Raw genomic sequence first — 20,913 nt, 5'->3', positions numbered from 1 at the left:
AGTCAAGCATTTCAGCTAATTTTTCAGCTTTTTACTTTTATTTTTAAAATGCCCTCATTCATCAAGTCTGCTTACATTCACAAATGATTTATTTCGTTAAGGCTAATCAGTGGTGTATTTAAACTTCGTTTGCAAATTGAGCATCAAATAATTTTTTATAGATTCCATTTTTTCTTATAAGTTCTTCATGGTTTCCTTTTTCTACTATGTCTCCATTTTCTAGCACTAGTATGTTATCGGCATCTCTTATGGTGGAGAGTCTATGGGCTATTATAAAGCCCGTTCTATCTTTTGTTAGTTTTCCCATGGCTTTTTGAATCAATTTTTCGGTTCTGGTATCGACTGAAGATGTGGCTTCGTCTAGGATTAAAATTTCTGGATCTTTTAGAAAGGCTCTGGCAATTGTGATAAGTTGTCTTTGTCCCTTTGAAATGTTGCTTCCATTTTCTTTTAGGATGCTATCATATCCTTTTGGCAGAGTTTCTATAAAACTGTGGCAATATGATCTTTTTGCCGCTTCTATTACTTCTTCTCTAGTTGCATTTGTTTTTGAATAGGCTATATTTTCGTATATGCTGCCCTCGAAAATCCATGTGTCCTGGAGTACCATGGCAAAATAAGATCTGAGATTTTCTCTGTCTATGGATTTTATATCTTTGCCATTTATCTTTATGCTGCCCTTTTTGCTGTCATAAAACGCCATCAAAATACTCACAAGGGTTGTCTTTCCTGCTCCTGTAGGTCCTACTATGGCAAGGGTCTGCCCCTTTTTTACATTTAGATTCAAATCTTTTATTACAGGCTTTCCGTCTTCATAGGCAAAGAGCAGATGTTCAAAATCAATCGTTTTTATGGGGGCTTGAATTTTATCTGTTCTTATTTCTTCTTCCTCTTCACCAAGAAACTTGTAGATTCTTTCTGCAGCTGCCAAGCCGCCTTGAATGGAACTTGACATTTCAACTAGGGCATCTAGAGGCCAAGAAAATTTTCTTATATATTGAAGCATGGCTTGGACATCACCCACTCTAAGGTTTCCTTTTAAGACTTGCAGACCTCCTGCCAAACAAATTGCAACATAGCTTAAATTTGATATGAAAACTGATAGGGGCTGCATAATTCCAGCCATAAAAGATGCCTTGTAGGACGACTCGTAGAGCTTTTTATTATGGGCTTTAAATTCTTCTAGAGCTTCTTCTTCATAGCCATAGGCCTTTATTATATCTGCTCCAGAAAAAGACTCCTCTATAAATGAGACCATATCACCAGTTTCTTTGGATTTTCTCTTGAAAAAAGCTTGTGATTTTGATGTGATAAATTTGACTGTGAGATATAAAAATGGAAAACCCAAAAAGTAGATAAGGCTCAAAAATGCAGAGGTGTATATCATCATGATGGCTACTCCCACTAGCATTAGAATTGCATTTATTGCATAACCTGCGAACATTTCTACATTTTGTCCCAAGGTCTCTATGTCATTGGTGAGCCTAGATAGCAGATCCCCTTTTCTGTACTTGTCAAAGGTGCTTATGGATATCTTGCCAATTTTTTCGCTCACTTGTCTTCTGAGATTTCTAACAAAATTTCTAGCAAGGATAATTATACATCTGTAAGATAAATAATCAAATATTCCTGTCCCAAGATATGTCAAGACAACTAGACCTATGGGAAATAATAGTTTTCTCAAATCAATCTGACCAGAGTTTTTTATATCATTTACTGCTATATCTGTTATATTTCCAAGTAGTCTAGGATTTACTATGTCTGTTAGGGCAGAAAGAAAAGAGCTTATAAAAACTCCAAGCATGATCAGCTTGTATTCGAAAATTTGACCAAGGATATTTTTTAAAATTTCTTTTTTCTTCATTCTTGATCTTCTCCTTGTGAAATTGCTATATCAATATAAGTTTTGCAAGTCTTCATAAGTTCATCATGACTGCCAAAGCCGAGCTGTTTTCCGTCGTCTAAGACTAAGATTTTATCCAGTTTTTTTATAGTGGCAATCCTTTGTGCAACTATAATTTTTATAGAGCCTTGCAAATTCTTATTCAAATTTTCCCTGACCTTGCTGTCTGTAATGTAGTCTAGGGCAGAGAAAGAGTCGTCAAAAATATATACATCAGCTTTTCTAGAAAGCGCCCTGGCTATGGATAGTCTTTGTCTTTGTCCACCAGAATAGTTGCTCCCCCCTCTTATGACCTTGTCTTCTAGGGGATTTTCGGATAAAAAGTCCAAAGCCTTTGAAAGCTTCAAGGCCTTTATTAATTTTGCCTCGCCTGCACTTTTATCTGCATAGGAGAGATTTTCTCCCAAGCTTTTAGTAAAGAAGTAGTTATCTTGATTGACATAAGAAAGTCGCCTTCTGTAAGACTTGTAGTCCAAGTCATTTATATCTATATCATTTATTAGTACCTTGCCGGAGCTAGGCTTTAAAAATCTCAAGAGAATTTTCAAAAATGTCGTCTTGCCAGAGCCTATACCCCCTATGATACCCAGGCTTTCGCCCTCTTTTATTGTAAAATTCCAATCAGATATGACATCTCTTTCAGCCCCACTATAATGAAAAAAAAGATTAGAAACTCTTATCGACTTTATTTTCTCATCTAAAACATAGTCTCCAGTCAGCTTTTCATTTTCGTGGTCTAGGACTTCAGATATTCTTTTATAGGAAGTTGTAGAACTTGGAATCATATAGGTCAAATTAATAAGCATTATGAGCGCCATGAAACCTTGCCCCATGTACGAGCAAATGGCGACCATCTGGCCTATTGTCATAGTAGATGCATTTATCTTTTTCATACAAAAGATTAGCAAAAGCCCCATCCCAAATGCCAAAGGCACATAGGCAATAGCTCTTGCCCAGTCTATTTTCTTGTCGGCTTCTATGCCAAGCTCTGTGTACTCGGTATTTATTCGATCAAACTCATCTTCTTCATAGGCATCTTTGGAAAAAGCTCTTATGGGCAAAATTCCAGATAGTCTTCTCCTAAAAAGCATATTTAAGGCATCCATCTTTTTTTGAATTTCTGGAAAATATGGGAGTGCCTTGGTTTTTATATAAAATGAGGACCATGCCATAAAAGGAAGGATTGTAAGAAATATCATTGCCAAATAAGCATCTATTGAAAAAGTCATAATAAAGGCTCCCAAAAAGAGCAAGGGACATCTCACCATGGGTCTTAGGGCCATTAAAATCATTTGTTCCACCTTGGATACATCATCTGTTGTTCTAGTTATAAGAGATGATGGTTCAAAGTAGGACATATCCTTGTAGGTCATATAATTTATCTTGGTGTAAAGCTCATTTCTAAGAGAAGCTGCATAACCCATTGCCACCTTAGAAGAAAAATACGCAGCAGATGAACGTACCAAGACTGTAAAGACTGTGACTATAAGCATCAGCTCAGAAGTTCTTACCACGACTTTTAAATCAGATCTTGCAATCCCCTTATCTATGATCACAGCCATTAAGCTGGGAAGACCCATCTCACCAAATGAATTTAATAAAGTTAAAAAAATTACAAGAAAAATTGTCATCTTGTTTTTCTGAAAATATTTAAATTTTTTCATAATTATCCCCTTAAGTATGCTTGTAGTGCCAAGTTTAAATTTTTTATGCAATAAGGAAAACCGGCTCAAGGCCGGCATCTATTGGTAAATTTTTATAATGTGCTTTCCATTATCACGTTTGTAGGCGACATTTAGGCCCATAGCTTCGACAATAAATCTAAGCGGCAGATAAGTCCTTCCTCCTACAATCTCTGGTACAAGCAATGCATCTTTTGCTTCTATTGGCACTTCTTTTCCATTGAGATTTACAAGTTGGCTTCCCACTTTAAAGGTCAAAGCCTTACCAATAGATCTGTCTATCACTGCAACAGTTTTCGTCTTTTGTTCCCATTTCACATCATAGCCAAGACTTTCAGAAATCAACCTTATAGGTACCATAGTCCTTCCATCTTTTATATAGGGACTTCCCATTTCTTTTGAAAGGCCAATGTTTTTGCCAAGTATCATGAGCTGAAATTCTGTTTTTAAATCTTCAACCTGCTTGGTCTCATCTTTATTAGAATCTCTCTTGATATTTTCTTTTTCTGGATTCTTATCAGCGACTACACTATCTTCTATTTCGTCAAAATAAGTAGAATATCTGTAAATCGGCCCCATAATTTTCTTGCCCTTGTAGAGCATATAGGGCTTCACAAAACCTTCTGAAGTCAAGGACGGACTGTAAATCAAATGACATTCCGCATTTTTTCCGTCTTCAGCCTTAACCCTTGCAACGAAAATATCCTTTAGAACAACTTCTTTATTATTTATAGTTTCTTTAACATCTACAATGGTCGGATTTTTGCCAACCATATTATATTTTTTAGTAATAAGGCCTTCCCTGCCAGGCATGTTTATCTGGATAGAAAATCTAGACTTCATGATTGAAAATTCTTCGCCAGCTTCAACCTTTTCCATGTGTTCAAAATCGATTGACATCGGTTGAAAGTCTCTTGCATTTTCAGCCCCGACTTCATATAAAAAGCTCATAAAAATCAATAAGCAAATTATGGTGTTTCTTAAAGTATTTTTCATCTTTAACCCCCTGTCAAGATATTATAATACCATAAAGCCCATAATTTGGCTATTTCTCATTTTTTATATCATTTACAAGCTCTTCTAGCTGATCTTTACTTGTAAGATCAACCGGCTTTCTTTTATACTTGCTAGCAATTTTTTGCCAATACTTGAAGTCTTTTTCCAAAAAGCCTCTCACATCTGCCATAATTTTCATGGCAGTCTTATCAGTTATGGTCATGTCTTCGCCAGGCCAACCTCCAAAAGCATAAAAGACTTTAAAATCTTCTATTCTATTTCTCTTCTTTAGCTTCTCTAAATATTCTTCATCTTTATCAGCAAGACCCACAGCCAAAATGTAAATAGACTTGTTCTTTATCAGCTCATAATTATCTCTGATAAAAGTAACTATCGGCAGATTTAGGCTATAAACTCCGCAAATGAAAATAATCCTGTCATATTTTGCTATGTCTATTTTCTCTTCGCCTTCTATCTTTATAAGATCTACCATGGGGCATTTTAGAATTTTTTGCAACCAAAACGCATACTTTTTTGCATGTCCATATGTACTTTTATAAATTATAAGATTTTCCATTTCATCCTCCGATTCTACTTGCAAATATATTATATCAAAAATTATTAAAGCTTTAAATTTTATTCAAAGACCTTTACAATTAATTGAAAGGAGATTTTTACATGAAGACAAATATAAGTTTCAAGAAAGCCCTAATCGGGTTTCTTGTCATATTTCAATTTTATTTAATACTTTTTGCAAAAACTTCATCTATGAATATAAGAATCTTTCATGCAGCATTTTTAGTATGTTTTGGATTTTATCAAACCGAGAGTCTTAAACCGAGAATTAGATTTGTTCTAGTCTTTTTAAGCCTTTTGTTTTTCTCTTTATACTTTTTTAAATATCAGGCCGTTTCTAAAATGTTCGGACTCACAGGAAGACCTGAATTATTGATAGCTTTAATAATTTTAGCCCTTCTTTTTATAATTGGGCATCTAAAGGCCCCCTCAATTTCTATCTTATCTATGGTTTTCTTGTCTTACACCTTTTGGGGAAGATTTATCCCTGGTATCTTAGGACACAATGGTTATAGCCTAAGAAGGGTCTTAAATTATATGGTCTGGGGTTCTCAGGGTATTTTTGGTGTGGGGATTTCTGCATCTTCTTCCTACATTCTTTTTTTTGTAGTTTTAGGTTCTTTTTTAAAAAATTCTGGCTTTTCAGACTTAGTAAATAAAACCGCCCTCTATTTTGTAAAAAATTCCTGCGGCGGAGCTGGCAAGGTAGCTGTAATTTCCTCTGCTCTTTTGGGCATGATAAATGGATCGGCAGTTGCCAATGTCGCAACAACTGGAACTATTACCATCCCACTTATGAAAAAATCTGGTTTCAATCCAGAATTCGCAGCAGCTGTTGAGGCAGCTTCATCTACCGGAGGCCAATTTACCCCTCCTATCATGGGCGCTGCAGGTTTTATAATGGCAGAGCTTTTATCCTTACCCTATAAGTATGTAATGCTTGCCGCAGCCATACCAGCTTCTATATACTATTTTGGCATTTATACGGGCGTGCATCTCATGGCAAAGAAAAACAAACTCTACAATAATTTTGAGATAAGCAAAGCCGATTTTTTAAATACTCTCAAAAAAGACTGGATTTTGTTCTTGCCCCTTCCCACAATAATTGGACTTTTGCTTTTAAAATTCACACCCGTCTTTTCATCTAGTGTAGCTATCTTGGTAGCTATTTTGAGTTCGCATTTTACTAAAAATAAAATGGGACTTGCTGAGATTTTTAATGCTCTTTACGATGCAGCTCTATCCATGCTTAACGTAGGCATCTCCTGCATGATGATAGGTCTTATAATAGGAAGCGTATCCCTTACAGGGCTTGGACTCATCGCTGGCAATTTTATAATTAGCCTGCTTGGTACAAATCACCTCTTTTTTACCGGTCTTTTGGTCATGCTGGTTTCAATTGTACTTGGCATGGGAGTACCAGGTGTCGCCGCCTATGTAGTTGTATCTTCCATCGCAGTTCCTATTCTTATAAAATCTGGTGCCAATCCGATTGCCTCGCACATGTTTTGCCTTATCTATGCCTGTCTTGCCAATATAACTCCTCCAGTTGCCATATCATCCTATGTGGCATCTTCAATTGCAAACTCAGACATAAAAAAAACGTCAATCTATGCTATGAAAATTGCTGCCGCTGGATTTATACTTCCGCTTTTTTTCTTGCTAAGTCCGGACTTGGTTTCAAATGTTCACTTGTCTTTTACCTTCATAATAAAGGTCCTTACTATGTTTTTGGGAAGCTTTTTGATAACAAGTGCTACAATAGGTTATTTTAGAGTTGAGCTTTCAAAAATAAGTTCTATTTTACTTATGCTAATTGGACTTTTGCTCATACATCCAAGTCTTATGACAGATCTCATATCACTTCTAGCCCTTTTGGCATTTATAATCTTTGGGAGGAAATATGAAAAATAAATTTAAAATTCTACTTGCCCTAAGCCTTATGCTTTTGACAGGATGTGAAAAGAAAACGCCTATAAATATGCCTACCGCCTCATCTTCTGGCGTTCTTTATGGGCTCGGGTCTTCTATAGCATCTATTTGGAATAAAGATTTAAAAGATATAAGAGCAGTAAGTCAAGGATCAAACGGAGGCATAGAAAATTTGAACTTGATTTATTCCAAGGAAGCCAATGTTTCAATGGGCGTCACAAGCATCATCTACCAATCCTTTAAAGGAGAAGGCATATTTGAAGGAAGACCTAACCCAAAGCTTAGGATTCTCTTTGGGCTTTACTACAATCCCAATCAAATTTTGGTCAAAAATTCTGACTCTATAAAAAATATAAAAGATTTGGAAAATTTATCCTTTGCTCCAGGCGCTGCAGGCTCGACCAGTTTAGACGAGTTCAAGGCTCATGCTGAAATTGCAGGTCTTGATAGAAAAAAAATGCACTTGCAATACATGGGTCCCCAAGAGGCAGCAGATATGATTAGAAATAAAAATCTCGATGGCCTTTGGCTTATGAGCGGAGCTCCCAACTCGCTAGTTATGGAACTTACTTCCACAGCCTCTATGAAACTTTTAAGCCTTGATGATGATTTCTTGAAAAAGTTAAAAGCCTCCTACCCCTGGTACTCGACCTATATAATAAAGGCTTCCAGCTACGAAGGCATAGCCCGCGATATCCAAACATCCGCAATTAAAATGGTCCTTTATACAAGCTCGGATATGGATGAGAATCTGGCTTATAGGCTCACAAAGTCTTTTTTTGAAAATTTGGAAGATTTGAAAAAGACAAACCCATCTCTTAGAGAAGTAAGCCCTCAAAATGCTACCAAAGACCTTGCCAATATCCCCCTCCATCCAGGAGCTGAAAAATATTTCAAAGAAATAGGTGTCCTTGGAGCAAATTAGTTTTTCTAAATAGAAAAATTCCTATCAAAAATTTTGAAACGAAAATTTTCTCGTTTAGAAATTTATAAAAAAATTTAGATGAAATAAACTTATGCAAAAATTTGTAGAAATATTTTGGCTACATGGCCCTATATAAAATTCATATTCACACTCTTATAGGCAAATAAAAAATACCGGCTTGAATAAAACCAAGTCCGGTATTTTTTATTTGTAGTCCAGCCTGAGGCTGTCCTTTTTTATTTGTCTTATTTTTCAATCGGCTTGTCAGATGTAACTTTCCAGTCTCCTGTGCTAGTTACTTCTGCACCATTACCATAACCTGCATCAACATTCAAAAGACGCTTGTTTACAATTGTCCATTCATTTCTCCATTGCATTGGAATAACTGGAACTTCATCAAATACAGCCTTTTGGAAATCCTTGTAAGCCTTAGCTAAGAATTCAGGATCTGAAGCCTTATCAGATGTGATTCTGTCGATTGGCTCTTGAAGAGTTTCAGAAGTGTATCTTGAAAGGTTAAATGCTGCGTGATTACCATAAGATTCCTTTGGTGATGGGTTTGTTCCAACGCCCCATGCAGCTGCAAATACATCTATTTCAGGATCTTCGTTTTGAACCATTTCATAGAAGTTCTTCATTTCGATTAGTCTGCCTGTTGAAAGTTCAACTTTTAGACCAATTTGTTCCCAACATTGTAAATAATATTGTGAAAGTGGTTCAGCAGTATCTCCACCAGACATCATAGCAAGTTTTATTACTAGAGGTTGTCCCTTTGGATCTTCTCTGAATCCATCTCCGTCTACGTCCTTGTAACCAGCTTCATCAAGAAGGCTCTTTGCCTTTTCTACATCATAAGTGTATCCTTCAATGTCGTGGTTGTAGAAGTCTGTAAATACAGGAAGTATTACTGACTTAGCAAGAGTGTTGTTGCCCTTGTAGAATTTTTCTGCAATTGACATTTGGTCAATAGCATAACCCATAGCTTTTCTAAGATTTACATTTGCCATCTTAGCATCAGGATTTGGAATTATATTTTCGTTTTCCTTGTCATAGTGTCCAAGAGCGAATCCTAGATATGAATAGTAGAATTGACCCTTGCCAACCATTTGATATCCTGGCACTTCTTTAAGTTCGTTAACAGCCTTTGAAGGTACTTCTGAAAGGATATCATACTTGTGAGCCTTCATAGCTGCAACAACGTTTGAACTTGAAAGAACTTCTACATTAATCTTGTCAAGACCAGGCTTGCCCTTGTACCAGTTTGGATTTGCTGAAAGTTCGAATTTTTCTCCTTGTACCATTGATGAAATGTAGAAAGGTCCCCATGAAAGTGGTTTCAAACGAATTTGATCGCATGATTCAAGATCCTTAATTGCTACATCCTTTAGGTAGTGATATGGCATAAGGCTAGGCTTCATTCCTGCTCCCCATTGAGTTGCTGGAGTAAGCTTAGTATATTTTACAACAAGAGTTTGATCATCTGGCATTTCAAGACCTGAAATAGAATCTGCTTGACCTGCATGGTATTCCTTCATACCTATTATTCTTTCGTCTTCTGAAGGGTCATAACGAACGCCTGTGTAGTCAGGATGACCTACAACTTCATAAGAATATGCCAAGTCTTTTGATGTTACAGGAGTACCATCATTCCACTTTAGATCTTTGTTGAGCTTCCAAGTGATTTGATTGTTTTCAAAATCATAATTGATATCAACCTTATCAGATGAAACTATACGGAAAGATTCATCTAGATTATAAAGATTTCCGCCTTGATAAAGTTGTTGAATGTAAGAATCATATTGTGATTGGCTTAGGTTTTCTTCAAAGATACCTTCAACTGGTGATTCAGTTATCAATCCATAGTTTACTGTACCACCTTCAATTGCTTCGCCTTCATTTTTTACAACAAGGCTTGGAGCATTGAATACTATACCAAATTCTTTCTTACTGTCTTCTGCAGCAGCTCCTGAGTCTTTTTTATTAGACCCACTTCCACCACCACAAGCTGTCAACACCATTGCAAGTGAAAGTGTTGTAGCAAGTGTGCGCACTACTTTTTTCATGTTAACTCTCCTCTTCTTTCTTTTTTTATTTTAAACATGCCTAGCATGCTAAAATCTTATATTGAACGCTGTTTAGCATCCGATGCCCTTCTTAGGGCTTGGCCTACATAGTTTATTGAAAGTGTAAATAAAAGTACCAAGATAACTGCTGGCACCCATATATACAATTTTCCAGCTATTATTTCCGGGTCTTGAGCATAGTTTATAAGTGTACCCAAGGATGGAGTGGACATGGGAAGTCCAAATCCCAAATATGATAGACCTGTTTCAATTCCTATGTTAGCAGCAAGTGACAAGGTCGCATCTACTATTATTATTGAAGAAATATTTGGCAAGATTTGCTTATACATTATCTTCGTAGGAGATGTACCCATAGTTTTTGCAGCTGATATATAATCCTTTCTACCTTCGGATAAGGACTTAGACCTTACAAGTCTTGCTATACCCGTCCAGTAGAAGCCCGACATAATCAACACAAAATGCCACATTGTATATCTAGGGATGATTGTCACTATTACTATTATAATAAGGGTTACTGGCAGTATTTGCAAAAAGTCAATAACTCTCATAATCATGTTGTCAACAAGCCCTCCATAATAGCCTATTATAAGTCCAACCGTAACACCTATAATAGTTGTAAGAGCAGTTACTGAAAATCCTATTAGGATGGAGTTTCTCGCTCCTATAATAAGTTGGCCAGCAATCGAACGGCCCCCCTTATCTGCTCCCAGCAAAAATCCTTCTTCTCCCGGTCTTGCATAGGATGAGAAAAGGTCTATAAGCATTACCTTCTTGGTGTCCATTACCATAGCCGCTATAAATATACCAACTACTAGGACTAATAAAAATATCAAAGATACCAAAGCTATCTTATCATTTTTCAATTCATTTACTATGACCCTAAAGCCCATAGGTTTTTCTGAAATTATTTCATTTTCTTCTGTATTTTTTATTTTATTTTCTGCTTTTGTAGACATTTTTTCACCTCCTAGTCAATTCTTATTCTAGGATCGACTATAGTCATGATTATGTCTGACAATAAAGAACCTAAAAGGGTCAATAGACCATACAAAAGAACTAAAGTGGTCATTACTGAATAGTCTCTGGACAATACGCTTTCTATGAACAGTTTTCCCATACCTGGATAAGAAAAAACTGTTTCTATCATAATTGAGCCTCCCAAAAGTCCTGTTATTTGGAATCCCAAAAATGCAGCTATTGGAAGTAGTGAGTTTCTAAAAATGTGATGGCTGTAAACCTTATTTGTCGGCACACCCTTTGCTCTTGCAGTCCTTACATAGTCTTGAGTCTTGGCATCTACTATCTCATTTCTCAAATATTGAACTATGGATGTAGTTGCTATAAAGGCATAGGACAAGGAAGGAAGGAGCATATGATAAATTCTAGATAGAGCGAAAGATAATCCGCTTCCAGCATTTAGTCCAACTGTTCCTCCTGTGGGGAACCAACGCAATCTATAACCGAATATCAAAAGGGTTACCAAATACATTACAAAGCCTGGAATCGACAAAGTCAAGAAGTTGTAAAGATTTATCGTCCGATCCAGCCGTGAGCCCGAATATCTTCCTGCCAATATCCCCAAAGGTATCGAAAACAAGTACAAGAACATAAGAGACATAAGAGCCAACCAAAAAGTGTTTTGTGCCCTGCTACCTATGAGCTTGGCAACTGGCATCTTCATGGAATAAGATCTTCCAAAGTCTCCCCTTGCTGCATTCTTCACCCAACGAATGTATTGAGTTGGCAGAGGATCATTTAGTCCTGCTTTTTCTCTAAGTTCTTCTATTCTTTCTGGTGGAGTATTTGGATCAATCATTCCTGAAAAAGGATCTCCAGGCATGAAGTTTGCGAGTACAAATACGAAAATACTCAATACTGCAAGTTGCGGAATCATAAGAAGGACTCTACGCAATATTGTTTTCCACATTATTTTTCATCCTCCTTATCATTTAAGGCCACGTAGTGGTCGTCTTCAATTTTTTTGAGGTCATAAACAGACCCATTTTCTTTATAATATCTATATTTTTCTTTTTCATACACTTCTTCAACGTGAATTCTGTGTTCTCTTACTTCTTCTCTATTATTTGGATTTACTTGAGGAATTGCCGCTATCAATCTCTTGGTATATATATGAGTCGGATTTTCGTAAATCTTTTCCCTACTGCCAGTTTCTACAAATCTTCCTCTGTGCATGATGTAAATGTAGTCGCACATGTGTTTTACAACTCCCAAATCATGCGAGATGAATATATAAGAAAGGCCCATGGCTTCTTGGATATTTTTCATATAATTTAAAACTTGAGCTTGAACCGACAAGTCTAGAGCTGAAACCGGCTCATCTGCAATTATGAGCTTGGGTTTTATAGCAACAGACCTCGCAACCCCAAGTCTTTGTCTTTGTCCACCTGAGAACTCGTGTGGATATTTGTACAAGGCATCGTGAGGCATGCCAACTATGTCTAAAAGTTCTAAAACTCTCATTTTTCTCTCGTTGGGAGTGAGTGTTTTTTCAAAATTATCGAGTGGTTCTGCAATCAAATCCAAAACCCTTCTCTTGGGGTCGAGAGATGATGCCGAATCTTGAAAAATCATTTGAACTTCTCTATTAAATCCGAGTTTCTTTTTGTCAGCATTTTTAGATACGTCATCTCCCTTGAAGAAAATCTTGCCGCCTGTTATGGACTCAAGTCCAACTATTGTCTTTCCGATTGTTGATTTACCAGATCCAGACTCGCCTATTAAGCCATAGGTCTTGGCCTCTTCGACTTCTATGCTGACTCCGTCAACAGCCCTTACATAGTCTTTAATTGTATTAAAAAAACCACCTCTGATAGGGTAGTGGACCTTTAAGTCCTTTACTTCTAGAAAGCTCATCAATCCACCTCTCCATCAAAATGAAAATTCTTATAGCAGGTACATCTTACAAAGTGATCGTTGCCCACATCGTGTAGGACTGGATTTTCTTCATGGTCTTCTTTGGGAATCCAAGGAATCCTATCTGCAAATCTGCAGCCCTTTCTTGGCATATTTTTTAAAGACGGAACCATGCCTTGTATAACATGAAGTTCTTCCCCGACTGCATCGTCTTGCGGTACAGAATTTAGCAAGGATCTGGTGTAAGGATGCAAAGGATTGTTGAATAATTCCTTTACAGGAGCAAGCTCCACGATTTCTCCTGCATACATTACAGCTACTCTATCAGCTGTTTGTGCCACGACCCCCAAGTCGTGAGTTATCAAGATAATCCCCGCATTTATCTCATGTCTTAGTTCGCTTATCAAGTCTAATATTTGAGCTTGTATGGTAACATCAAGAGCGGTTGTCGGCTCATCTGCAATCAAAACCTTAGGATTGCAAGACAAGGCTATAGCTATTACAACTCTTTGTCTCATACCGCCTGAAAGCTGATGAGGAAATGATTTGGCAATCCTTTGAGGATTTTCTATGCCTACTTGTTTTAAAAGTTCCAAAACTCTCAAGCGTCTTTCTTCTTTGTTTAGGTTAGTATGATAGATTAAGGCCTCTTCAATTTGAGCTCCAATTCTATGTAGAGGGTTTAGCGAAGCCAGAGGATCTTGGAAGATCATTCCTATCTCTCCTCCACGGATTTTAGTGAAGTCGTCTTCATTAAAATCTAGAAGATTTTTACCATCATAAACCACTTGACCATCCACCTTGGTGTAGTTCATATTATGAAGTCCCATTATAGTAGTTGCGACAGTCGACTTACCGCAACCCGATTCCCCGACAATGGCCAATATTTCATCAGAATATAAGGATAAATTCAAATTATCAACAGCATCATAATATTCTCCATCAATTCTGAAAGCTGTCGATAAACCTTTGATATCCAGTAATCTCTTTTTCTCCATCTTTACTCCATTCTAGTTTCTGTATAGAGCTTAGAAGGTATAAACTCTACACTTTGTGTTTTCAAGTCTATCGCCATAGACTCAATTAATAAAAAAATAGAATCGTTCCTAGCGATAACCAGCAAACAATCCTGGATGATAGTCTTCATATAATTTTATAATCTCCTGCCATTAATGTCAATTTACTATGAAGTTTCTTCTATCTTTTTATTAACTTTTGATAATTTATTTTAGCACATTAAGGTCATGCATTCAAACCAAATGAAAGATATTTCTTAATTAATACTTTCTTTATAGAAATCACAAGGTGAAAATGCTCATGTTATAATAATTTCTATCAATGATGTTTTTGTGAAAGTAATAATTAAAAACTTATTTTATTTTCATGCTGGGCTTTTTGCGGTTGTTAAAATTATTGAAAATTTTAAAGCCATAAACTAAGATATAAAATATGATATATGACAAGGAGGAAGTAAATGAAATTTAATGATATGCCTTATGTAAGACCCGATTTGGATGAGGTCAAGGCTACTTACAAAGATTTTATAAAAAAAATAAATGAAGCAAAGTCTGCTGATGAGACTATAAAGACGATAAAGGAATTTTCTATTTTTTCAAAAGACCTAAACACCATGGCAGGTCTTTCCGAAGTTAGAAATTCAATAAATTCAAATGATGAATTTTATGATAAAGAAAAGGACTTTTTCAATGAAGCAAGACCAATTTTCGGAAATCTTTACTCTGAATTTGCAAAAGCTGTTTTAAATTCCAAATTCAAAGAAGATATAAGAAAACAAATCGGAGATCACTATCTAAAACTTTTGGATTGTTCTCTTGTTTTAAAAGAGGATGCCATCCCCTTTATGCAAAAGGAAAATGCCCTTATTTCTAAATATCAAAATCTGCTTGCCAATTCCAAAATAGAATTTGAAAAAAAGACCTATACACTAACTCAAATGGCACCTCTACTTCAAGATGTCGATAGAGAAAGAAGAAAGGCGGCTTATGATGCCAAGTGGGCATGGTTTGAAAAAAATGAAGCCGAGCTTGATTCTATCTATGATGAGATGGTAAAAACTAGAGACCAAATGGCTAAGGCTCTGGGCTACAAGGATTATATAGACTTTAGATATAAGGAGCTTTGCAGGACTGACTATGACAGAGATGACTCTGCCCTTTACAGAAAAAAGATTTTAAAAAATATAAGTCCTCTTGCTATGAAACTGAGAAAAGACCAAGCAAAAGATATTGGCTTGGGAGATGATTTTAAATTTTATGATAGGCCTGTCGAATTTAAAGGCGGCAATCCCATCCCACAAGGAGATAAGGACTTTATAGTTTCAAATGCCAAGCTCATGTATAGGGAGCTTTCGAAAGAAACTGGAGAGTTTTTTGATTTCATGGTGAACAATGACTTAATGGATCTAGTGGCTGCTCCCGGAAAGAGGGGCGGAGGTTACTGTACTTCTTTTGATAAATATAAGTCCCCCTTTATCTTCTCAAACTTCAACGGAACCAAGGGGGACATAGATGTCATCACTCACGAAGCTGGCCATGCTTTCCAAAACTATATGTCTCAATATCAAGAAATCGAAGAATATATTTGGCCTACCTATGAGGCTTGTGAAATCCATTCAATGTCTATGGAATTTTTGACTTGGCCCTGGATGGAAAAGTTTTTTGATGATGCTGATAAGTTCAGATACTCTGCTCTTAAAGACGCCATCTGCTTCTTGCCATACGGAGTTACAGTGGACCATTTCCAAGAATGGGTTTATGAAAATCCAAATGCGAGTCCTGCAGAAAGAAAAGCCAAGTATAAAGAGCTAGAATTGACCTACCAACCCGATCTTAATTATGACAATGACTTTTTAAATAAGGGCACTTACTGGTTCGGTCAAATGCACATATTCACCTCGCCTCTTTATTATATCGACTATACCCTGGCACAAGTTTGCGCCTTCCAATATCTTTTAAAATATCTACAAGATAAGGACAAAACTTTGCAAGAATACATTACCCTCTGCAAGGCTGGCGGCTCCAAGGCTTTCTTTGACCTAATAGAAATTGGTAAGATAAAAAATCCTATGACCTCAGATGTGATAGAAGAAATGAAACCCAAGCTGGAAAACTTGCTTGCCGATTTGAAAACTAAAATTAAATAATAAAATCTAAATCTATTAAAAACTCCTAGTTTAAGCTAGGAGTTTTTGATTTTTATATTAAATTATTCAGGAGCATTTAGCTTGATATTTTCTTCAAAGCCAGATGGGTCCCCATTTTTTGCCTGTTCTAGATATTTCGAAAAGGCATCTCTTGTGGCATCATCGCACTTTTCAGCTGACATATAGGGCATTGATTTTGCCTTTTCAAGTTCTTCCAAGGCTTTTTTCGCTCTTTCAGAGTCACTCTTGTAGGTGTTTAGCCATTCTCTTTCCCAAGCAATTTCCCAATATAGGCTTGCTCTCGTGTTTCCAAATCCTTTTTCATATTGTGAGTCGTCCTTTTCTTGGTCGATTTCTTTCGGCACTTCATATCCTTCTGGCCAAGTTAACTCTTTTACAGTTTGAGCAAATTCTTTTTTTACATCTTCGTAAGATACCAATTCTTGTGAATAATCAGAAGCATTTGATTTCTCACAGGCATATAAGCCTAAAACTAGGCAGAATATTAGAAAAATTAAACCTATTTTTCTTTTAAAATTTCTTTTCATTTTTTCCTCCTCAAGTTTCATTTAGATATATCTATGTCTTGGATTATATCAAGCAAATCAAAAGAAAAAATTAAAAACTTTCTAAGAAATTCTTAAAATAACAAGGGTCAATTTTTGAAATTTTACAACGCTTTTTACTTATTTATATTTTAATCGATCTAACAGATAGTTTTTTTAGCTTTAAAAGAGTGTATAAAAGTCCAAAGCCTAAGATGATATGTCCTAGCCCAGATATGCCCTCCATGGCACTGCTATTTAATGTTTGGCTCCCTTCAGATACCACTTCATAGATTCCTAGTAGCATCATATTTGCCATTGTAAAGACTAGCCCAACATTATAGATGATAATAGGCTTTTTTAAATCTTCAATTTCTGCTTGATTCATGTTTTTTGAAAGTAAATAAAAAACTGCCATTACTAGCATCCCCAAGACCAGAGTGTGAACGTGCATCTTGCCTAAGTGGGTTATTTTTATGAAAGCATAATACTTAGTAAATTCTCTATAAAATACTCCTGCACAAAGGCCCATCACTGCGTAAGTTATAGACATATTAAATAAATTGTCAGGGCTAAAATCTTTTATAGAGTATTTAAAGCCTTCCCAGACTATAAATATATAGGCTAGAGTCTTTGGCACCATAAGCGAGCCAAGCGCGGGTATCTTATCTACCCAAATGACCACTGGAAGGTAGAATAAAAAGCTTAAAAATATTAAAAGCCCCATGTGTTTTAGGCCTTCTGTCCTTCTATTTTTATAAGACCAGACTATTAATAAAATTCCCATTATTAAAAATGGAATATTTCTCACCAAACCCATAGTATAGCTGCCACCACTTGACCACTTGTTTTGCGGCAAGATGACTAGGATAATCCTAACTACTGAAAGGATAATTATAGTCCATTTTTTCATATCATTTTTGTCTTTTGAGATTTCCCTATAATAAAAATAAAATAGCAGATAAAATATTGTCATAGTTATACCTGTAATCATTTTTCCATAAGAAAGACTTAGCTCATGAGCTTCAAAACCCAAAGGACTCATATGAGATATGACTCTTGGAATTAAATGAAAGGCATCTCCCCCTCCTAAAACAACAGCCATAAGACCAAATAATTTTGCGTTTTTATTTTTTTCTAAAAGCAACCTCACTCCCATACCTATTGCAAGTATCAAATAAGTAAGATCAAATAAACTTTCTCCTAATCCCATTTTATTCCTCCTTTTAACCAAGCTATATAGTTTTCAAATTTATCTAAAAATTCCTCTCTAGTCCATTTTTCTATATAATTTCTTTCTATCAAGTCATGGACTACCGCCTTTATAAAATGAATCCTCTCATCCATGTAAAAATTTTCAAGATCCATGTTTTTAGACTTTTCTTTTTTATACTTCTGCCACTTGCCCTCCAACTCACAAGTCCAATGGAGAAATCTATTTTTATATATAGAATAATTTTCTTCTTCAAATAAAATCCGACTCAAGTCCTTTGCGTATATTTCAAGGGATTTAAAAATATCAAACTCGTTTTCTCTTAAAATTTTTTGAAACAAATGGTGAATATCCACAGTTTCCATGTCCAAAATCATAAAATAAGCATCTTCTAAATCTTCAAAATACTGATAGAAACTTCCTCTTGCAATATTTAAATCTTCAACCACTTCCCTGACACTTGCCTCAAAAATACTTTTTTTAGTAAAAGTCCTTTTAAGAGAATCTATTATCCTCTCCTTCTTGTCTTCGCTTAAATTGTAAAAAGTTTCACTCGCCATATCAAATCTCCAATCTAGTCTTAACCACTTCGCTTACTCCAGCAACAAATAAGGCAGCTCCAATCCCCGTATAAAGGGTAAAGAAGAACAAATCAGGCAGATGAAGTAGCTTTCTAATTAAAATTCCACTACTCATCATTATAGCCATTGTCAAATAACTCCTCTTGTCCATAAAGTTTAAAAATTTCCTCCGCTCTTTTTCCAAATCAGCTATCCTTTTAAAATTTTTATTAACCAGCTTTCTAAAAATCGCAAAATAGAAAATGCCAAATACTAAAATAATTATCGGAATATAGAAAAGAGCATTTGCCTTTAGTTTAAAGTAGGCCTCTATTCCCACCTTCATAACCATAAAGCCTGCAAATATCCAAACAAGTCCAGCTATTTCTAAAAGTTCTTTCTTGTCAAATGTATTTTTAGATTTCATCTTAACACCTCCGATGACACTGTGTCATTTTCTTATTATTATAAGTGACACAGTGTCATAATTCAATAGGCTATTTGTTTTTTATAAAAAATTGTAAAATTTGTAAAATTTGCAGCCCAATTTTTCGAAATAGATTTCTTCATGAAAAGTTTTAAAGAAACCTACCCATACCAATTTGCTAAAATGTTTCCGGTCTTTTTTATTATTGAAGTCATTTATTTATGTTTCAAGAGCTTTTATAGCTAAGCCACCTATTAATGCTTAAAGAAAAAATAACCTATCTACAACTTTATAAAACTCAGTTGAACTAGATAAATCTCGCACTCTCATCCTCTCTGGGATTGAAATATTTTGTGCTATAATATTTTTAGGAGATTCTATGTTTAAGATACTTATAGTTGACGATAGTAAGATAATTTCAGAAAAATTAAAAAATGAGCTTGAGAAATGGGGTTTTGAAACTATCCTTACCCATGATTTTGAAAAGGTTTTTGATATTTTTAAGATTGAAAGACCAAATCTTGTAGTAATGGATATCACCCTTCCTTATTTTGATGGATATTTTTGGACTAGAAAGATTCGTGATATTTCAAATGTGCCTATAATATTTTTATCATCTAAAGAAGATACAATGAATAAAATAATGGCCATGGAAATGGGAGCTGATGACTTTGTGAGTAAACCCTTTGAAATAGATCTTTTGCTAGCAAAAATCAAGGCGCTTTTAAGGAGGACTTACGATTATAAGGAAAATCTATCTAGTCTTGAAATTAGGGGACTAATCCTAAATTTAAAGTCCATGACGGTTAAACTTGGAGAAAAAAGTCTCGGCCTATCTAAAAATGAATTTAAAATCCTAGAAACTCTTATGGTAAATAAGGGAATTGTTGTTTCGAGGGATAAGCTAATGACAAGTTTGTGGGCCACAGATATTTATATAGATGACAACACCCTTACAGTCAATATTTCTAGACTGCGAAGGTCTTTGTCAAATCTTGGCGCCATTGATTTTATAAAGACCAAAAAAGGACTCGGTTATTATGTTGAAGCTTAGGAATTTTTTGAAAGAAAATAAGGTGTCTTTTATTTTTTTTATTATAATTAACCTTACTTATTTGTTGGTTTTCTTGAGTTTTGACTTAGAAAAATTTCCAATCTTTTATGGATTTTTGATAAACTTTTTTATTTTTTTAGCCTATTTTATTTATAAGTATTTTAACCAAGATGCCCCCACTTTTGTAGAAATTTCAAAAAATCCAAGTCAGAGGGAAAAAATAATCCTAGATGAATTTGAAAATCTCGATAAAAAATACAAATCCCTTTTGCTTTCCTATAATAATATGGAAGGCGATATGAAGGATTTTTATGGTCTGTGGATCCATGAGATAAAGACTCCGATAGCCGAAAATAACCTAGTCCTAGCTGATTCATCGCCTGACTTTGACCAACTTAGAAAAAATAATAAGAGGATTGAGGAATATTTAAACATTCTCCTTGGATTTGTGAGATTTAATTCAAAAACCAACGACTATGTCTTTAAGAGCCTTGTAATTGACTCCTTAGTTAGGGAAATAATTAGGGAGAAATCTTATGATTTCATTTCCAAAAAAATAAGCTTGGATGTTGGCGACCTTGGTTTTATGACTGTAACTGACGAAAAATGGCTAGGCTTTATTATCAGTCAGCTTTTAAACAATGCTTTAAAATATACGAAAACAGGTGGCAAGATAAAAATATATTTTGAAAATGGATCACTTATCATAGAAGATAATGGGATTGGCATTAAGGCAACTGACTTGCCAAGGGTTTTTGAAATGGGTTATACAGGTGAAAATGGCAGGAAATTTGGTTCTTCAACTGGACTTGGCTTATATCTTGTAAAATCAATTGGTGATGACTTAAATTTAGGTATTAAAATCGAATCAAAAGAGGGGAAATTCACAAAAGTTTTGATATTTTTTCCAAAACTTACAAAATTGTAAGAAAATAAGTCTCTTTGTAAGCTGGACAAAGGGACTTATTTTTGTAAAGCC

General features: G+C 35.4%; 19 protein-coding genes. 5 read left to right on the top strand and 14 right to left on the bottom strand.

What is annotated here, in order from left to right; translation table 11 throughout:
* Positions 1-118: 118 nt before the first annotated feature.
* From LV469_08480 to LV469_08465, 4 genes are all read right to left on the bottom strand, one after another.
* Positions 119-1,864 (bottom strand): ABC transporter ATP-binding protein/permease, encoded by a 1,746-nt coding sequence (locus LV469_08480; GenBank protein ID UHR02658.1) that lies wholly within the window; start codon positions 1,862-1,864, stop codon positions 119-121.
* Positions 1,861-3,567 (bottom strand): ABC transporter ATP-binding protein/permease, encoded by a 1,707-nt coding sequence (locus tag LV469_08475; GenBank protein UHR02657.1) that lies wholly within the window; start codon positions 3,565-3,567, stop codon positions 1,861-1,863. Before LV469_08475 ends, LV469_08480 begins: the two co-directional genes overlap by 4 nt.
* A 78-nt stretch (positions 3,568-3,645) precedes the next feature.
* On the bottom strand, positions 3,646-4,581 hold the full coding sequence (locus LV469_08470; protein UHR02656.1) for a copper amine oxidase N-terminal domain-containing protein: 936 nt from the start codon (positions 4,579-4,581) through the stop codon (positions 3,646-3,648).
* Between the two features lie 49 nt (positions 4,582-4,630).
* Positions 4,631-5,158 carry a flavodoxin domain-containing protein gene (locus LV469_08465; GenBank protein UHR02655.1) on the bottom strand — a complete coding sequence of 176 codons (528 nt, stop codon included), beginning with the start codon at positions 5,156-5,158 and terminating at the stop codon, positions 4,631-4,633.
* A gap of 101 nt (positions 5,159-5,259) precedes the next feature.
* On the opposite strand from LV469_08465, the gene LV469_08460 reads away from it, so the two are divergent.
* Both LV469_08460 and LV469_08455 read left to right on the top strand, forming a co-directional pair.
* Positions 5,260-7,071 (top strand): TRAP transporter fused permease subunit, encoded by a 1,812-nt coding sequence (locus tag LV469_08460; GenBank protein UHR02654.1) that lies wholly within the window; start codon positions 5,260-5,262, stop codon positions 7,069-7,071.
* Positions 7,061-8,014 carry a TAXI family TRAP transporter solute-binding subunit gene (locus tag LV469_08455; GenBank protein UHR02653.1) on the top strand — a complete coding sequence of 318 codons (954 nt, stop codon included), beginning with the start codon at positions 7,061-7,063 and terminating at the stop codon, positions 8,012-8,014. The genes LV469_08460 and LV469_08455 overlap by 11 nt, the downstream gene beginning before the upstream one ends.
* 245 nt (positions 8,015-8,259) lie before the next feature.
* On the opposite strand, the gene LV469_08450 is transcribed toward LV469_08455, so the two are convergent.
* From LV469_08450 to LV469_08425, 6 genes are read right to left on the bottom strand one after another with little or no spacing between them, the layout of a single operon-like run.
* Positions 8,260-10,077, bottom strand: a complete 1,818-nt coding sequence (locus tag LV469_08450; GenBank protein ID UHR02652.1) for an oligopeptide ABC transporter substrate-binding protein — start codon at positions 10,075-10,077, stop codon at positions 8,260-8,262.
* A 56-nt stretch (positions 10,078-10,133) separates the two neighbouring features.
* Positions 10,134-11,030 carry an ABC transporter permease gene (locus LV469_08445; protein UHR03603.1) on the bottom strand — a complete coding sequence of 299 codons (897 nt, stop codon included), beginning with the start codon at positions 11,028-11,030 and terminating at the stop codon, positions 10,134-10,136.
* Between the two features lie 35 nt (positions 11,031-11,065).
* Positions 11,066-12,025: an ABC transporter permease gene (locus LV469_08440; protein ID UHR02651.1), complete on the bottom strand. Its 960-nt coding sequence runs from the start codon at positions 12,023-12,025 to the stop codon at positions 11,066-11,068.
* Positions 12,025-12,975 (bottom strand): ATP-binding cassette domain-containing protein, encoded by a 951-nt coding sequence (locus LV469_08435; protein ID UHR02650.1) that lies wholly within the window; start codon positions 12,973-12,975, stop codon positions 12,025-12,027. The genes LV469_08440 and LV469_08435 overlap by 1 nt, the downstream gene beginning before the upstream one ends.
* Complete coding sequence (locus LV469_08430) at positions 12,972-13,970, bottom strand: ABC transporter ATP-binding protein (protein UHR02649.1); 999 nt, start codon at positions 13,968-13,970, stop codon at positions 12,972-12,974. Before LV469_08430 ends, LV469_08435 begins: the two co-directional genes overlap by 4 nt.
* Positions 13,971-13,972: 2 nt before the next feature.
* Positions 13,973-14,119: a hypothetical protein gene (locus LV469_08425; protein UHR02648.1), complete on the bottom strand. Its 147-nt coding sequence runs from the start codon at positions 14,117-14,119 to the stop codon at positions 13,973-13,975.
* Positions 14,120-14,446: 327 nt separating this feature from the next.
* Between LV469_08425 and LV469_08420 the strand changes: the two genes are divergently transcribed.
* On the top strand, positions 14,447-16,135 hold the full coding sequence (locus LV469_08420) for a M3 family oligoendopeptidase (GenBank protein ID UHR02647.1): 1,689 nt from the start codon (positions 14,447-14,449) through the stop codon (positions 16,133-16,135).
* Positions 16,136-16,197: 62 nt separating this feature from the next.
* Here LV469_08420 and LV469_08415 read toward each other — a convergent pair whose 3' ends face one another.
* From LV469_08415 to LV469_08400, 4 genes are all read right to left on the bottom strand, one after another.
* Positions 16,198-16,683: a hypothetical protein gene (locus tag LV469_08415; GenBank protein ID UHR02646.1), complete on the bottom strand. Its 486-nt coding sequence runs from the start codon at positions 16,681-16,683 to the stop codon at positions 16,198-16,200.
* A 142-nt stretch (positions 16,684-16,825) separates the two neighbouring features.
* On the bottom strand, positions 16,826-17,893 hold the full coding sequence (locus LV469_08410) for a DUF2871 domain-containing protein (protein ID UHR02645.1): 1,068 nt from the start codon (positions 17,891-17,893) through the stop codon (positions 16,826-16,828).
* The gene (locus LV469_08405; protein UHR02644.1) at positions 17,884-18,453 is read right to left on the bottom strand and encodes a TetR family transcriptional regulator; all 570 of its coding nucleotides are present in this window, start codon (positions 18,451-18,453) and stop codon (positions 17,884-17,886) included. Before LV469_08405 ends, LV469_08410 begins: the two co-directional genes overlap by 10 nt.
* Before the next feature lies 1 nt (position 18,454).
* Positions 18,455-18,880 carry a hypothetical protein gene (locus LV469_08400; protein ID UHR02643.1) on the bottom strand — a complete coding sequence of 142 codons (426 nt, stop codon included), beginning with the start codon at positions 18,878-18,880 and terminating at the stop codon, positions 18,455-18,457.
* Positions 18,881-19,259: 379 nt separating this feature from the next.
* Between LV469_08400 and LV469_08395 the strand changes: the two genes are divergently transcribed.
* Positions 19,260-19,934, top strand: coding sequence for a response regulator transcription factor (locus LV469_08395; GenBank protein ID UHR02642.1), 675 nt, complete (start codon positions 19,260-19,262; stop codon positions 19,932-19,934).
* 73 nt (positions 19,935-20,007) lie between these two features.
* Positions 20,008-20,862, top strand: coding sequence for an ATP-binding protein (locus LV469_08390; protein ID UHR02641.1), 855 nt, complete (start codon positions 20,008-20,010; stop codon positions 20,860-20,862).
* The last annotated feature ends 51 nt before the right edge of the window (positions 20,863-20,913 follow it).

It is taken from the genome of Peptoniphilus sp. GNH, from assembly GCA_021307325.1.
Taxonomy (GTDB): Bacteria; Bacillota; Clostridia; order Tissierellales; family Peptoniphilaceae; genus KA00134.
The sequence above is the reverse complement of the archived record's forward strand: the minus strand, read 5'-3'. Positions and strand labels throughout refer to the sequence as shown.

Bases quoted from the DNA above. Each gene is read 5' to 3' on its own strand.
- LV469_08480 (UHR02658.1), bottom strand. From the start codon at position 1,864: ATGAAGAAAAAAGAAATTTTAAAAAATATCCTTGGTCAAATTTTCGAA.
- LV469_08475 (UHR02657.1), bottom strand. From the start codon at position 3,567: ATGAAAAAATTTAAATATTTTCAGAAAAACAAGATGACAATTTTTCTT.
- LV469_08470 (UHR02656.1), bottom strand. From the start codon at position 4,581: ATGAAAAATACTTTAAGAAACACCATAATTTGCTTATTGATTTTTATG.
- LV469_08465 (UHR02655.1), bottom strand. From the start codon at position 5,158: ATGGAAAATCTTATAATTTATAAAAGTACATATGGACATGCAAAAAAG.
- LV469_08460 (UHR02654.1), top strand. From the start codon at position 5,260: ATGAAGACAAATATAAGTTTCAAGAAAGCCCTAATCGGGTTTCTTGTC.
- LV469_08455 (UHR02653.1), top strand. From the start codon at position 7,061: ATGAAAAATAAATTTAAAATTCTACTTGCCCTAAGCCTTATGCTTTTG.
- LV469_08450 (UHR02652.1), bottom strand. From the start codon at position 10,077: ATGAAAAAAGTAGTGCGCACACTTGCTACAACACTTTCACTTGCAATG.
- LV469_08440 (UHR02651.1), bottom strand. From the start codon at position 12,025: ATGTGGAAAACAATATTGCGTAGAGTCCTTCTTATGATTCCGCAACTT.
- LV469_08430 (UHR02649.1), bottom strand. From the start codon at position 13,970: ATGGAGAAAAAGAGATTACTGGATATCAAAGGTTTATCGACAGCTTTC.
- LV469_08425 (UHR02648.1), bottom strand. From the start codon at position 14,119: ATGAAGACTATCATCCAGGATTGTTTGCTGGTTATCGCTAGGAACGAT.
- LV469_08420 (UHR02647.1), top strand. From the start codon at position 14,447: ATGAAATTTAATGATATGCCTTATGTAAGACCCGATTTGGATGAGGTC.
- LV469_08415 (UHR02646.1), bottom strand. From the start codon at position 16,683: ATGAAAAGAAATTTTAAAAGAAAAATAGGTTTAATTTTTCTAATATTC.
- LV469_08410 (UHR02645.1), bottom strand. From the start codon at position 17,893: ATGGGATTAGGAGAAAGTTTATTTGATCTTACTTATTTGATACTTGCA.
- LV469_08405 (UHR02644.1), bottom strand. From the start codon at position 18,453: ATGGCGAGTGAAACTTTTTACAATTTAAGCGAAGACAAGAAGGAGAGG.
- LV469_08400 (UHR02643.1), bottom strand. From the start codon at position 18,880: ATGAAATCTAAAAATACATTTGACAAGAAAGAACTTTTAGAAATAGCT.
- LV469_08395 (UHR02642.1), top strand. From the start codon at position 19,260: ATGTTTAAGATACTTATAGTTGACGATAGTAAGATAATTTCAGAAAAA.